The sequence below is a fragment of the Umezawaea tangerina genome, from assembly GCF_003002815.1.
GTDB classification, from domain to species: domain Bacteria; phylum Actinomycetota; class Actinomycetes; order Mycobacteriales; family Pseudonocardiaceae; genus Umezawaea; species Umezawaea tangerina.
The window spans coordinates 1-14,594 of the sequence record NZ_PVTF01000001.1 but is presented as its reverse complement, the minus strand read 5'-3'; the positions used below and the strand labels follow the sequence as shown (position 1 = coordinate 14,594).

Annotated in this window: 12 protein-coding genes; 10 read left to right on the top strand and 2 right to left on the bottom strand. The window is 69.5% G+C overall.

From position 1 onward, the window contains the following. The first annotated feature begins 96 nt into the window (after positions 1-96). The 7 genes from CLV43_RS47530 to CLV43_RS00030 all read left to right on the top strand — a co-directional run bounded on the left by CLV43_RS47530 (position 97) and on the right by CLV43_RS00030 (position 8,490). Positions 97-1,461, top strand: coding sequence for a S28 family serine protease (locus CLV43_RS47530; RefSeq protein ID WP_170155648.1), 1,365 nt, complete (start codon positions 97-99; stop codon positions 1,459-1,461). A 911-nt stretch (positions 1,462-2,372) separates the two neighbouring features. Then, positions 2,373-2,747, top strand: a complete 375-nt coding sequence (locus CLV43_RS00055) for an NYN domain-containing protein (protein WP_106184887.1) — start codon at positions 2,373-2,375, stop codon at positions 2,745-2,747. Positions 2,748-2,761: 14 nt separating this feature from the next. Further along, positions 2,762-3,163, top strand: coding sequence for a VOC family protein (locus CLV43_RS00050; RefSeq protein WP_106184886.1), 402 nt, complete (start codon positions 2,762-2,764; stop codon positions 3,161-3,163). A gap of 57 nt (positions 3,164-3,220) precedes the next feature. Next, entirely contained in the window at positions 3,221-5,059 is a 1,839-nt protein-coding gene (locus tag CLV43_RS00045) for an NHL domain-containing thioredoxin family protein (protein WP_245886032.1), read from the top strand. Between the two features lie 49 nt (positions 5,060-5,108). Further along, positions 5,109-5,429, top strand: coding sequence for a GroES family chaperonin (locus tag CLV43_RS00040; protein WP_170155647.1), 321 nt, complete (start codon positions 5,109-5,111; stop codon positions 5,427-5,429). Positions 5,430-5,828: 399 nt separating this feature from the next. Further along, on the top strand, positions 5,829-7,571 hold the full coding sequence (locus CLV43_RS00035; protein ID WP_245886154.1) for a VanW family protein: 1,743 nt from the start codon (positions 5,829-5,831) through the stop codon (positions 7,569-7,571). Positions 7,572-7,674: 103 nt separating this feature from the next. Then, positions 7,675-8,490 (top strand): DUF1206 domain-containing protein, encoded by an 816-nt coding sequence (locus CLV43_RS00030; protein WP_245886031.1) that lies wholly within the window; start codon positions 7,675-7,677, stop codon positions 8,488-8,490. A 66-nt stretch (positions 8,491-8,556) separates the two neighbouring features. On the opposite strand, the gene CLV43_RS00025 is transcribed toward CLV43_RS00030, so the two are convergent. After that, positions 8,557-10,392 carry an acyl-CoA dehydrogenase gene (locus CLV43_RS00025; protein WP_106184884.1) on the bottom strand — a complete coding sequence of 612 codons (1,836 nt, stop codon included), beginning with the start codon at positions 10,390-10,392 and terminating at the stop codon, positions 8,557-8,559. 403 nt (positions 10,393-10,795) lie between these two features. Between CLV43_RS00025 and CLV43_RS00020 the strand changes: the two genes are divergently transcribed. The 3 genes from CLV43_RS00020 (at position 10,796) to CLV43_RS00010 (ending at position 13,625) form a co-directional block, all read left to right on the top strand. Then, the gene (locus CLV43_RS00020; RefSeq protein WP_106184883.1) at positions 10,796-12,322 is read left to right on the top strand and encodes a sodium:solute symporter family protein; all 1,527 of its coding nucleotides are present in this window, start codon (positions 10,796-10,798) and stop codon (positions 12,320-12,322) included. Between the two features lie 89 nt (positions 12,323-12,411). Beyond that, a complete protein-coding gene (locus CLV43_RS00015) occupies positions 12,412-12,927 on the top strand; it encodes a DUF6886 family protein (protein WP_106184882.1) in 516 nt (171 codons plus the stop codon). A gap of 146 nt (positions 12,928-13,073) precedes the next feature. After that, the gene (locus tag CLV43_RS00010; protein WP_170155646.1) at positions 13,074-13,625 is read left to right on the top strand and encodes an RICIN domain-containing protein; all 552 of its coding nucleotides are present in this window, start codon (positions 13,074-13,076) and stop codon (positions 13,623-13,625) included. Positions 13,626-14,074: 449 nt separating this feature from the next. On the opposite strand, the gene CLV43_RS00005 is transcribed toward CLV43_RS00010, so the two are convergent. Next, complete coding sequence (locus tag CLV43_RS00005; RefSeq protein ID WP_245886153.1) at positions 14,075-14,479, bottom strand: transposase; 405 nt, start codon at positions 14,477-14,479, stop codon at positions 14,075-14,077. Between the last annotated feature and the right edge of the window lie 115 nt (positions 14,480-14,594).

Sequence of the window (14,594 nt, the reverse complement as noted above, 5' to 3'; positions counted from 1 at the left end):
CGGTGTCGCACCATCCTCCCAGCGACCACCGACAATTTTCGGCTCCCTCCGATCGGCCGGTGCCCACCCCTCCGACCGGTCGATACGTTCGACCCCGTGCACCGGCTGACGCGGTTGTTCGTGGTCCTGGTCCTCGCTCTTTCCTCGACGGCAGTGGGTGTCGCGGCCGCGGCACCCGACCTGGAGACCCGGCTGACGGCGATCCAGGGGCTGCGGATCATCAGCAAGGCCGCGGTCGGCGAGTACCGCTACTTCGTGCTCGGGTTCCGCCAGCCGGTCGACCACCAACGCCCGTGGCGCGGCGACTTCGAACAGCGGATCTCGTTGCTGCACAAGGACGAACGCCGTCCGATGGTGCTGCACACCACCGGCTACGACCTACCGGGCGGGCCGGGGCTGTCCGAGCCCGCGAGGCTCGTGGACGGCAACCAGCTCAGCGTCGAACAGCGCTTCTTCCCGCCCTCACGGCCCGAACCCGCGAACTGGCGGGACCTCGACATCGAGCAGGCCGCGTCGGACCACCACCGGATCGTGCGGGCGTTCAAGGCGATCTACCGCGCGTCCTGGCTGTCGACCGGCGCGAGCAAGGGCGGCATGGCGTCGGTCTACCACCGGCGGTTCTTCCCGCACGACGTCGACGGCACGATCGCTTACGTGGCACCGAACGACGTGGTCGACCGCCGGGACGTCTACGCCGACTTCATCGCGCGCGCCGGGGACGACGACTCGTGCAACCGGCGCCTGGAAGGCGTGCAGCGGCAGGTCCTCCAGCACCGCGACGAGGTCGTGGCGATCATGCTGGCCAGGGGCTACCGGTACGACGAGCTCTTCGGAACGCCGCAGAAGGCGTTGGAGATCCTGGTCCTCGACACGCCGTTCACCTTCTGGCAGTACCAGACCCAGGCCAAGTGCGCGGCCGTCCCCGGCCCCGACGCGACCGTCGAGGAGCTGGTGCGGTTCATGGACGACACGGTCGGCTTCGACTTCTACACCGACACCGGCGTCGCACCGTTCACGCCGTACTACTACCAGGCCGGCACCCAGCTCGGCTCACCCGAGGCCGACGAGCGCGCGGTGGCGGACCTGTTGCGCTACCCCGGTTCCAGCGTGCCCCGGTCGTTCGTACCCGCCGACATCCCGATGCACTTCCAGCCCGGCGCGATGCGCGACGTCGACACCTGGGTCCGCTTCGCGGGCCGCAGCCTGCTGTTCGTCTACGGCGGCAACGACCCGTGGGGCGCCGAACCCTTCCGCCTCGGCCCCGGCACCCGCGACTCGCTCAGCTTCACGGTGCCGGGCGGCAACCACGGCTCGGACATCGCCCAGCTGCCGGAAACCCAACGTGCACAGGCGAAGGCGGCGGTTCTGCGCTGGGCCGACGTACCCGCGTCCGTCCAGACGTCCACGTTCAACGGTCCCGGCCCGGACGACCTCGCCGAGCTACGCCGCGGCAGGCGGTAGCCGGCGCGCCCACAACTCCCGCAGGTCCGCACCCGGCCGGTGCTGGGTGCGGTGCTGGATGCGCATGGACGCGGTGCTGGGTGCGCATGGACTTGGCCCGGCTGTGGCCGGCAGACCAACCACCAGATCTGGTGGCTGTCCGTGGGCTGGGAGACGGATTCGCTCGATGTTCGCCGGCCACGACGTGGATGGCCGGTCGTGACGCGGGCTGACCGGGATGCGGGTCAGGGGCTAGCTGGCTGCGATGCGGGCCAGCTAGCCGTGGCACGGGCTGGCCTGGGGTACCAGCTTGCCGAGGTACCAGCTTGCCGGGGCACCGGCTGGCCGAGACACCAGCTTGCCGTCGCACCTGCTGGCCATGGCACGGGCCAGCCGCGACGTGGGACGGCTGGTCGAAGCACCAGCTTCCCGAAGTACCGGCTGTCCGTGGCGTGGCACGGGCTGGCCGTGGCACCGGCTGGCTGAGGCGCGGGGCGGGAGACGGCTGGTGGCGGTGCGGGCTGGCAAGCGGTGCGGGCTGGCGAGCAGTTCACCGGCAGGCAGTTCTCCGGTAGGTGGCTGCGGTCCGGGACCCTGGTGGATGGGTGGGGCAGGACGTTGGTCGGGTGTTGGTGGTGTGTGGGGACCTCCTATTTTCCACAACGTTGAGAGCGCTTCCACGGATCGCTCTCATCGCTGCTCGCGGAACCCCGCGAACCACCGGAACCAAGTATCCACGCTCCTCGTACCTCCCGCTACCTGGGGAAACGCCACGCTGAGACCCAATCGGGTGAACATGCGGTCGGGCGGAGATCCCGCACGCTCGACGTTGTCGAACGGCATGAGCAACGCTGCCACGAACCCCATCTCGGGGCCCGGTGAAGCCGGGGCGGGCTCTGCGGTTGTCAACCAAAGCTGACAAACTGGCGGGCATGGACGCGCTGCCCCTCCTGGTCGTCGACTCCGCCAACGTGGTCGGCTCCGTGCCCGACGGCTGGTGGCGAGACCGTGCGGGTGCCGCGGAGCGCCTGCGCGACTCACTGGTCGCCGTCGCCGCGACCGGTATCGATGCCGACGGTCCGGTGGAGGTCGTGCTCGTCGTGGAGGGCAAGGCGAATCGCGTCGAGTCGGTCGACGGCGTGCGCGTGGTCCGCTCACCCGGCGAGGGGGACGACACGATCGTCCAGGTCGTCCGGGAGGAAGGCGCCGGCAGGCGCTGCGTGGTCGTCACGGCGGATCGGGAGCTGCGTCGGCGGGTCACGGAGCTGGGTGCTGAGGTGGTCGGGCCGCGGACTGTCCGCGGCTAGCGCATGATCTGGGCATGGATGCGCTCTACCCGCGACTGCTGGTCCGCGACTTCGCCACCTCCGTCACCTTCTACACCGCCGTCCTGCGCGACCTGGTCGGCGTGGAACCGGTGAAGGTGATCCCCGAGGGCTCCTACGCCAACTGGGACATCGACGGCGGGACGGGGCTGGTCCTGTTCGGTCGCGCCACCATGGCCGCCGCCGTCGGCACCGCCGACCTCCCCGACACCACCACCCAGGACACCTCGATGCTCGTCATGCACGTCGACGACCTCGACCGCGCCACCGCCTGCTTCACCCGCCACGGCGCCACCCTCGTCGCCGAACCCCAGGACCGCCCGTACTGGAGTCCCGGTCTGCGCACCGCCCACCTGCGCGACCCCGAGGGCAACCTGGTCGAGCTGCAGACGTACTGACCGTCCACATCCTGGACACCGGAACACCCGCCCGCCCGCTTGTTGTTGGATCCCGGAGTGACCACCGCCCAACGCCGCCGTGCCCGTGTCCGCGCCCCCGAGTTCGTCGGCCGGGGCTGGCTCAACACCGGGGGTCGGGACGTCCGGTTGGCCGAGCTGCGCGGGAAGGTCGTGCTGCTGGACTTCTGGACGTTCTGCTGCATCAACTGCCTCCACGTCCTCGACGAGCTGCGGCCGCTGGAAGCGGAGTTCGCGGACGTGCTGGTGACGATCGGGGTGCATTCGCCGAAGTTCGCGCACGAGGCGGATCCGGACGCGCTGGCGGCGGCGGTGGAGCGGTACGAGGTGCACCACCCGGTGCTGGACGACCCGGAGCTGGTGACCTGGCAGGCGTACGCGGTGAAGGCGTGGCCGACGCTGGTGCTGGTGGACCCGGAGGGGTACGTGGTGCACGTCGCGGCCGGTGAGGGGCACGTCGACGCGTTGCGGCAGGTGGTCACCGAGCTGGTCGCGGAGCACGAGGCCAAGGGGACGCTGCACCGCGGGGACGGGCTGTACGTGCCGCCGCCGGCCGCTGGGACCGAGCTGCGGTTCCCGGCGAAGGCGGTGCTGACGGGGCGGGGCACGCTGCTGGTGGCGGACTCGGCGCACCACGGCCTGGTGGAGCTGGATACCGACGGCGAGACGGTCGTGCGGCGGATCGGCACCGGTGAACGGGGGCGCGCGGACGGGCTCCGGCCGACGTTCTCCGAGCCCGCGGGCATCGCGCTGCTGCCGGACGAGATCGCGGCGCAGGTCGGCTACCACGCGGTCGTCGCGGACACGGTGAACCACCTGCTGCGCGGCCTGGACCTGGACACCGGTGAGGTGACCACGGTCGCGGGCACGGGAGAGCAGTGGCGTAACGGGGCGACCGACGGGCCCGCGGACGGGATCGACCTGACCAGCCCGTGGGACGTGGCGTGGTGGGAGCCCGCGCGGGGCGTGGCCATCGCGTTGGCGGGCAACCACACCCTGGGCCTGTTCGACCCCGTCGCGAAGCGGCTGAGCCGCCTGGCGGGCACCACCGTGGAGGGGCTGAGCGACGGGCCCGCGCTGGAGGCGTTCTTCGCGCAGCCCTCGGGTCTCGCGGCGGACGGGGACCGGCTGTGGCTGGTCGACTCGGAGACCTCGGCGCTGCGCTGGCTGGACGCGGACCGGACGGTCCACACCGCGATCGGCAAGGGGCTGTTCGACTTCGGCCACCGCGACGGCGACGCGGACCAGGCGCTGTTGCAGCACCCGCTCGGCGTGACCGCGCTGCCGGACGGCAGCGTCGCGATCTCCGACACCTACAACGGGGCCCTGCGCCGCTACGACCCCGCGACCGGTCAGGTGTCCACGTTGGCCTGCGGTATCGCCGAGCCGTCGGACGCGGTCCTGGTCGACGGCGAGCTGGTGGTCGTGGCGTCGGCCGCGCACCGGCTGGACCGCCCGGTGGCGCCCGGCGTGGCCGCCGAGCTGGTCGCAGGCGAGGCGCACCAGGTGCGCAGGCCGCCGTCGGAGATCGGCGTCGGCGAGCTGGAGCTGGCGGTCGTCTTCACGCCGCCGAAGGGGACCAAGCTCGACGACCGCTACGGCCCCTCGACACGCCTGGAGGTCACGAGTTCGCCACCAGAGCTGTTGCTGGGAGGTGACGGCGTCGGCACCGACCTCACCCGGCGGCTGCGGATCGCCGAAGGGTTCACCGAGGGCGTGCTGCACGTCGTCGCACAGGCCGCTAGCTGCACGGACGACCCCGCGGTCGACCATCCGGTCTGCCGCCTCACCCGTCAGGACTGGGGTGTACCCGTTCGTGTGACAAAGGGCGGTTCCAACAGGCTGCCGCTGCTGATGGGCGGTATGGACGACATCTAGGGGTGTACACCTGGTCCGGACCACGACTTCTGGCACGTAGACTCTCCGAGTGGCTGATGTCAAGCTCGAGATCCAGATGCTGCACGACCGCGTCTTGGTGCGGATCTCGCCCGAGGACGGGGAGCGCCGCAGCAGCGGTGGCATCGTGATCCCGTCCACGGCGCAGATGGCGAAGCGCCTCGCCTGGGGCGACGTCCACGGCATCGGTACCCACGTGCGCCACGTGAAGGTCGGGGACCGGGTGCTGTTCAACCCGGACGACCAGCTGGAAGTCGAGATCAACGGGCAGACCTACCTGGTCATGCGGGAGCGGGACGTGCACGCGACCGCGACCGAGCAAACCGATCAGGGGACCGGTCTTTACCTGTGACACCCCCGAACGTGATCACCGCGTGATGGCGTTCCGGTAACTACTCGCAAGACCACCTTTGACGAGCCAGGAGGGGGCGCGGTGCCGGACAAGCAGCGACCCGAGTACGAGGCCGAGCGGACCGTGGCGATGGAGCCCGTCCGCCCGCGGGAGAACGCGTCGGAGCAGACGACGAAGTTCTCCGTTGCCTCGCTCCAGGCACCGCAGAACGGCGGCTGGCCCGAGCACGAGCCCGACGGCGAGGCCGAGTTCGCCGCCGCGCCGACGGTGCGCACGATCCCGCCGCCCCCGCCGCCGTTCGTCCCGCCCGCGCCGACGCCCTCGGCGCAGGCGACCGCGTTCTTCGGCTCCCCGGAACCGCCCCCGTCCGACGATCCGACCGCGGCGCACGGCCCGTTCATGGTGGAGCAGAACGAGAACGGCGACGTCGAGGCCGACCCGGACGCCCGCAAGAAGCGGCTGCGCAAGATCGGCATCATCGCCGGCGCGGCCGCCGGTGTGCTGGTCGCGCTCTACGGCCTGGACATCCTGGTCTCCAGCGGCAACGTGCCGCGCGGCGTCACGGTCGCGGGCGTCGACGTCGGCGGGATGAGCCACGGCGAGGCGGAAGCCAAGCTGCGCCAGCAGATCGAGCCGCGGCTGACCCTGCCGATCGCGGTGCAGGCGGGCGACGTCGACACGACGATCGACCCGAAGGCCGCGGGCCTGACCCTCGACTGGGCGGCCACGATCAACCGCGCGGGCGACCAGCCGCTGTCGCCGTTCACGCGCCTCACGTCGTTCTTCACCTCCCGCGAGGTCGGCTTCGCCACCCAGAACGACCAGGCGAAGCTCACCGCCGTGCTGGAGGGCATGCGCACCACCATCGACCACGACCCGGCCGAGGGCACGATCAAGTTCGACGGCGCGACGCCCAGCGCGGTCAACCCGAAGCAGGGCCAGAAGCTCGAGCTCGACAAGGCGACCAGCGTCGTGCTGGCGGACTGGGCCAAGGGCGAGCTCACGCTCCCCGTGGCCACGACGCCGGTGAAGACCACCAAGGAGGGCGTCGAGAAGGCGCTCAACGAGGTCGCGAAGCCCGCCGTCTCCGGGCCGGTCGTCGTCAAGGGCGACGGCAAGGACGCCACCCTCGCGCCCGAGCAGATCGCCGGTGTCCTGGTCTTCGAGCCCGCCGACGGCGGAGCGCTCAACGCGAGGATCGACAACGGCAAGTTCGCCGAGGCGGCCGGTCCCCAGCTCAAGGACACCGAGAAGGAGGGCAAGGACGCCGAGATCGTCTTCGACAGCGGCGCCCCGGTCGTCAAGGAGTCCGTGGACGGCGTCGGCGTCGACTGGGACAAGAGCCTGGAGAAGGGCCTCGACGTCCTCAAGGGCACCGGCCCGCGCGAGATCAAGGCCGAGTACAAGCACACGCCCGCCAAGGTGACCACCGAGGCGGCGAACAAGCTGGGCATCAAGGAGGTCATCGGCTCCTTCGAGACCGGTGGCTTCGCGGCGGACTCCGGCACGAACATCAAGGTCGTCGCGGCCAAGGTGGACGGCGCCATCGTCAAGCCCGGCGACACGTTCAGCCTCAACGGCTACACCGGCCAGCGCGCGGCCGCCCAGGGCTACGTCGAGGCGGGCATCATCGAGAACGGCGCCCCCGGCCGCGCGGTCGGCGGTGGCATCTCGCAGTTCGCCACGACGCTGTACAACGCGTCGTACTACGCGGGCATGAAGGACGCGGGCCACCAGGAGCACAGCTACTGGATCACCCGGTACCCGGCGGGCCGCGAGGCGACCGTGTTCGAGAACCCGGACGGCTCCAGCGTCATCGACCTGCGGTTCACCAACGACTCCGAGACGGGCGTGGCGATCCAGACGATCTGGACGCCGTCGTCGCTGAAGGTCGTCCTCTGGGGCACCAAGCGGTACCAGATCGAGGGCGCGACCAGCGAGAAGTCGAACTTCACCGAGCCGCAGACGGTGTACAAGGAGACCCAGCCGTGCGCCGCGGGCAACGGCGCGCAGGGCTTCACGGTCACCGACACCAAGATCATCAAGGATCTGAACGGCGCGGAGATCAGGCGGGAGAACCGCACGGTCAAGTACGACCCGTCGCCCAAGATCGTCTGCGGGCCGAAACCGCCGACCGGTTGATCCCCTTCGTCCGCGAAGCCCGTCCGACGCCTTGTCGGGCGGGTTTTCGCGTGTGAAGGGCGTGTTGGGTGGGTATCACTCGTCCGAGTGATGGGAGTTCGCCGTGGGTAGAGCGCAGAGCGCTGCACGTGAGGTCAACGAGAACCCGGTCGTGCAGATCGCGGGCCGGGTGGGGATGGTCTTCTACGGGATCCTGTACGTGCTGCTGGCCTTCATCACGGCCCAGGTCGTGATGGGCGACAGCGGCGAGCAGGCCGACCAGAAGGGCGCGCTCGGGCAGATCGCCGAGACGTCCTACGGTCCGTTCCTGCTGTGGGTGACGGCCATCGGGCTGTTCGCCTTCGCGCTCTGGCAGCTGCTGGAAGCCGCCATCGGCTACACGTGGATCGGCAAGGAGCGCAAGCGGCTCGGCAAGCGCGTCGGCGCGGCCAGCCGCGCGGTCACCGGCGTGCTGCTGGCCCTGGCGGCCATCAAGTACGCGGCGGGCTCCGGCGGGGGCGACTCCGGCGCCCAGCAGAAGGAGCTGACCGCGGTCGTGCTCGGCTGGCCCGGCGGCCAGTTCCTGGTCGGCGCGGTCGCGCTCGGCGTCCTGGTGATCGCGTTCGTCGTGATCCGCAAGGGCGTGAAGAAGAGCTTCGAGGAAGACCTCAACATGGGCGAGCTGCCCAACGGCACCCGCAAGTTCGTCGAGCGGACCGGCCGCATCGGCTGGATCGGCAAGGGCCTCGCCTACGCGATCATCGGCCTGCTGGTCGGGATCGCCGCGGTCAACGCGGACCCGGAGAAGTCCGGCGGCCTGGACAAGGCGCTGCACACGCTGGCGGCCGAGCCCTACGGCGTGTTCCTGCTCGCGGTGATCGCGCTGGGGTTCTTCGGCTTCGGCATCTACTGCTTCGCGGCGGCCCGTTCGCACAAGTGACCCGGTCGTACGACAACGGCGGCGCCCCGACCGATCCCGGTCGGGGCGCCGCCGTTCCCGCTTGTCCTAGAACGAGCTCTCGTCCACGTCCATCAGCGAGTTGTCGGTCGACTCGGCGACCTTGCGGCGCGCGGTGAGCTCCGGCAGGACGTTGCGGGCGAAGAACGACGCCACCGCGACCTTGCCCTCGTAGAACGACTTGTCCTTGGCGGACACCGGACCCGCCAGCTTCGCCAGCGCCACCTCGGCCTGGCGCAGCAGCAGCCAGCCGACCAGCACGTCACCCGCGGTCAGCAGCAGGCGGACCGAGTTCTGGCCGACCTTGTAGATGTTGCGGACGTCCTCCTGCGAGGTGGTCAGGAAGCCGACCAGCGCGCCGAGCATGCCCTGCAGGTCCTCGAGACCCTGCTTGAGCAGCGCCCGCTCCTCCTTCAGGCGACCGTTGCCGCCCTCGTTGTCGAGGAACGTCTGGATCTCGCCGTTGATGAACCCGAGCGCCTGGCCCTTGTTCCGGATGATCTTGCGGAAGAAGAAGTCCAGCGACTGGATCGCGGTCGTGCCCTCGTACAGCGAGTCGATCTTCGAGTCGCGGATGTACTGCTCGATCGGGTAGTCCTGCAGGAAGCCCGACCCGCCGAGGGTCTGCAACGACTGCGCGAGCTGCTCGTAGGCCCGCTCGGAGCCGACGCCCTTCACGATCGGCAGCAGCAGGTCGTTGACCGCGCCGGCCAGCTCCTTGTCCTCGCCGCCGAGGGCGATCCGGTCCTGGAACGTCGCCGTGTACAGGTACACCGCGCGCAGGCCCTCGGCGTAGGACTTCTGCAGCATCAGGCTGCGGCGGACGTCCGGGTGGTTCGTGATCGCCACGCGCGGCGCGGTCTTGTCCGTCATCCGCGTCAGGTCGGCGCTCTGCACGCGCTCCTTGGCGTAGGCCAGCGCGTTCAGGTAGCCGGTCGACAGCGTGCCGATCGCCTTGGTGCCGACCATCATCCGGGCGTGCTCGATGACCTCGAACATCTGCGCGATGCCGTCGTGCACCTCGCCCAGCAGCCAGCCCTTGGCGGGCGTGCCGTGCTGGCCGAACGTCAGCTCGCAGGTCGTGGAGACCTTGAGGCCCATCTTGTGCTCGACGTTGGTGACGAAGGCGCCGTTGCGCTCGCCCAGCTCACCGGTCTCGCCGTCGAAGTGGAACTTGGGCACCAGGAACAGCGACAGGCCCTTCGTGCCGGGCCGCGCCTCGACGCCGGGCCCCTCGGGCCGCGCCAGCACCAGGTGCATGATGTTGTCGGTCAGGTCCTGGTCGCCGGACGTGATGAACCGCTTCACGCCGTCCAGGTGCCAGGAGCCGTCCTCCTGGAGGATGGCCTTCGTGCGACCGGCGCCGACGTCGGAGCCCGCGTCGGGCTCGGTCAGCACCATCGTCGCGCCCCAGCCGCGGTCGATGCAGATCCTGGCCCACCGCTGCTGCTCCTCCGTGCCGTTGTTGAACACGACGGAGGAGAAGCTCGGGCCGGCCATGTACATGTACGCGGCCGGGTTGGAGCCCAGGATCAGCTCGGAGGCCGCCCACTGCACCGTCGGGGGCACGCCGTAGCCGCCCAGCTCGTTGGACAGCGACAGGCGGTACCACTCGCCGTCCCACAGCGCCTGGTACGACTTCTTGAACGACTCGGGCAGCGTCGCCGAGTGCGTCTTGGGGTCGAAGACCGGCGGGTTGCGGTCGGAGTCGACGAACGAGTCCGCCAGCGGACCGACGGCCAGCTTGTTCAGCTCGGCCAGCACCCCGCGCGCGGTGTCCTCGTCGGCCTGTTCGAACGGACCAGTGCCGAGGTGGTCCTGCACGTTGAAGACCTCGAAGAGGTTGAACTCGAGATCCCTGACGTTGCTCTTGTAGTGGCCCATCTCGTCACTCACTCCCGAAAGGTGCGGGGCCTGTCCCCTACTGACCGGTAACAACAGGGTATTACCTGTCAGTAACCCCGGCAAGGGGTGGCACTCGGCTGTGTTCGCGACCACGTACCCGGTGGGCGGCGCGATGGGGTAGTGAAGATCAACCGTCGACTGCGGGTCATTGGTGACGGAATGTGACAACACCTCCATTCGAGCGTAGTTGCACGCCCTCGACCTCCACGTATGTGAACAAGGGTCACAAACGTGACTCGGTTCTCTGTCAGGTACTTCCGCCGACCGCAACAGGCTCGTAAGACCTACGTCACATCTCCCGTGCGGAGGAGCTGGGCACCGCCGCCCGTGTCGCCCAGCTCACCCGGACGGGCCGCACTGGCTGTGCACACCAGGAGGTCTCATGGGCACCCTCGACTGGATCGTGGTCGCTGGGTACTTCTTCGTCATGGTGGCCATCGGTATTTGGTCGCGCGGGCGGGTCAAGAACATCGCCGACTTCTTCACCGCGGGCGGCAAGATGCCGTGGTGGCTCTCGGGCATCTCGCACCACATGTCCGGCTACAGCGCCGTCATGTTCGTGGCGTTCGCCGCCGAGGCCTACCGGTTGGGCCTCACCGTCTACATCTGGTGGTCGCTGACCATCGGCATCGGTGTCGGCATCGGCGCCTTCGTGTTCGCGGGCCGGTGGAACCGGTTGCGCGCCAAGCACGACGTCGCCTCACCGCTCGAATACCTGGCCCGGCGGTACAACGTGCCGACCCAGCAGCTCATGGCCTGGTGCGGTGCCGTGCTCAAGGTCGTCGACATCGCCGCCAAGTGGGCCGCCGTGTCGATCCTGCTGCGCGGCTTCGCGGGCGTGCCCATCGTGTGGGGCATCGTGCTGATCGGCGCCGTGACGATGGTCTACTCGGTGCTGGGCGGGCTGTGGGCCGACGCGCTGACCGACATGGGCCAGTTCGTCATCCAGGGCGCCGCGGGCATCGCGATGTTCGTCGCTGTGGCGGCGCACCTCGGCGGCATCAGCTTCACGTGGACGATCTGGGAGAAGCTCCCCGAGTCGCACAGCGACCCGCTGTCCGGCCCGTACACGTTCACCTTCTTCATGGCGCTGTTCCTGATCAAGACGCTCGAGTACAACGGCGGCATGTGGAACCTGGCGCAGCGCTACATGGCCGCGCCCTCCGGTGCCGCCGCGAAGCGCTCCGCCCTGCTGTCCGCCGCGCTCTGGCTCGTGTGGCCGCTGGTCCTGTTCTTCCCGATGTGGGCGGCCCCGCTGATCGTGCCCGGCATGGACGGCAACGCGGAGCAGGCCTACGTCGAGATGGGCAAGGCGATGCTCCCCGCGGGCATGATCGGCCTCGTGCTCGCCGGGTTCTTCTCGCACACCATGGCGATGGTGTCCTCCGACGCCAACGTGATCTCCGCCGTCATCACCAGGGACATGCTGCCCAAGCTGTGGAAGGGCGTTGCGAACCTGACCGCGGACGCCCAGCTGAAACTGGCCAGGGCGACCACGTTCCTGTTCATCGGCCTCAGCATGGTCATCGCCATCACCTCGGGCGGCCAGGGCTTCGTCCTCAAGGTCGTCGTCGACCTGGTCGCCGCCACCATGGGGCCGATCGCGATCCCGTTGATGCTCGGCCTGCTCCCGTGGTTCCGGAAGTTCGGTCCGTCGGCCGCGATCGCCTCGGTCATCGGCGGTCTGGGCGTGTGGGCGTTCCTGTACGTCGAGCAGCTGCAGAAGGCCGCTTTCGTCACCAAGGGTGTCCTGGTGGCGACCCCGCTCATCGTGTCGCTCGTCCTCTACATCGGCTTCGGCCTCCTCAAGCCGGAACCGTCCAAGGACCGCGACGTCCTGCTCGAGTCCCTCAACCACGACGACGACACCAAGCCCGCCGACGACGAACCCCTGTCGGTCAAGGCCTGACGCGCCAACGGGAAGGGGCCGTCTCCGGGCGGCCCCTTCGTGTTCGTCGATAACGTCGGGGGCATGCCGCCTTCGTCGAGGACGACCCCGTGAGGCCCGAACCGGGGCAGGTCCTGCACTTCTCCGAAGACCCCGCCATCACCCGCTTCGTCCCGCACGTGGCCGCCACCGCACGCCAGCGCACCCCGTACGTCTGGGCCGTGGACGCCCCGCGCTGCCCCGACTACTGGTTCCCACGCGAGTGCCCGCGAGCCATGGCCTGGACGACCCCGACCTCCGGCGGCTCGGACCTGCTGGGCCCCGGCGAGACCCGCCTGCACGCCATCGAGCACCACTGGCTGGAGCGCCTGCGCACCACCCGCCTCTACGCCTACCGCCTCCCCGCCGCCGCCTTCACCCCGTTCGGCGACCACGCCCACGTCTGCACCCACCCGGTCGACCCCCTCGGCCCGGCCGAACCCGTGGGCGACCTGCTGGCGCTGCACGAGGAGGCGGGCATCCAGCTCCGCCTCCTGGCCAACCTCTGGCCGCTCTGGGACGCCATCACCACCAGCACCCTCGGCTACAGCGGCATCCGCCTCCGCAACGCCCGCCCACGTCCGTAGCGGACCGCCGAGGGCTGTCGACCGGTTGTCGACGGGTTGTCGACGCGCGGTGGGACGGTGGCGTCCTGTTCGGGAGATCGTGGCCGGGGGGTTCACGGCCAGTGGCGGCCCGACAGGCTCCGGCTCGTGGGATGAAGGGGAAGCTGATGAACGCACTTCTGCGCAAGACCTCCAGGTTGCTCGTACTGGCCGCGGGCCTCGCCCTGTGCCTGGTCGCCCCCACCGCGGCGAGCGCCGACCAGTCCACCGCGGACGGTCCCAGGGTGCTCGAGGACTTCAGGACGATCGTGTCCTGGCACACCGGCACCTGCGTGGATGTCGACGGCGCCAGCCAGGCGTCCGGTACGAAAGTCCAGATCTACACCTGCAACGGCACCGTCGCCCAGCTGTGGGAGAAGCTGCCCACCGACAGCGGCTACTTCCGCCTCCGCGTCGCCGCCAGCGGCCAGTGCATGGCCGTCAAGGACGCCAGCCAGGCCGAAGCCGCCCCCGTCGTCCAGAACCCGTGCAACCTCGACTTCAACCAGCAGTGGAAGGAAGGCGACAGCGGCGTCCCCGGCTTCCCCCAACTCGTCGCCCGCCACAGCGGCAAGGTCCTGATCATGCGCTCCGAAGCCCTCGCCGACCGCACGCCCCTGATCCAGGTCACCTACAGCGGCTCCGACCCCCTGCACTCCACCGCCTGGCAGTTCCGCTGACCCGAAACCACCACACGACGAAGGCCCAGGTCTACTGACCTGGGCCTTCGTCGTGGAGCGGGTGACGGGAATCGAACCCGCCTCTACAGCTTGGGAACCCGATCAGCCAATGCCTGTCTCGGCTCTGACCTGCGTGTACGCGCTGTCATACCTACCCGCTAGTGCCCCGTGCTGACCTGCGCTTGGCGCACGTGGAGTGCATGCCAGTTGTGGTGGGAGGCGGCCAAGATCATGTGCGGTGGTTACCCCGTTGCCCGCCCACTGCCGCTACAGATCTTGAAAGTTCGGGATTACGGTGGTGCCGGGTCGAGGATCAAGCCGGTGTGAGCGAAGAAGGCGTCGGTCAGATCGGGTCGGTACTGGATGCGTTTGAGTAGGTTCTTCACGATCGAGACCAGGTCGTCCACGCCACGGACGGCGAGGTTGCCCAGGCTGCGTTTGACGTGTGACTACACGTGCTCAACCGGGTTGAGGTCCGGCGCGTAGGCCGGTAACCGGATCACGTGCAGCCAGTCCCGTGCGGCGATCAGGGCACGCATCGCAGCGCTGATGTGGGTGTTCAGGTTGTCCCAGGTCAGCACGATCGGGCCGCCGAGTTGGTGGTGGGCGGCGCCGAGCAGGGCGGCATAGTCGGTCTCGGCGAAGCTGCGTCGTTCGCCCTTGCGGCCGCGGTGGACCTTGGTGCGGTAGATCAACCGGCTGCGGTGTCCGGCGCGCACACAGACCAGTCCGGCGATCGAGATTCGACCGGATCCCTTGCCCGACACCGCGATCACCGGTGTCCGTCCGCGTCGGCTCCAGGTGCGGGCCTTGGGCGGTCGTAGGGTCTGTCCGGCCTCGTCCTCGAAACAGATCCACGCACTCTCCGCCGCGGCTACCGTTTTCCCGCAGCCACGTCTCCTTCCGCCAGGTGGTGACGGCGTCCTCGTCGCGTTCGACCGCCCGATGGACCGGGACCTGGGGGGGGGG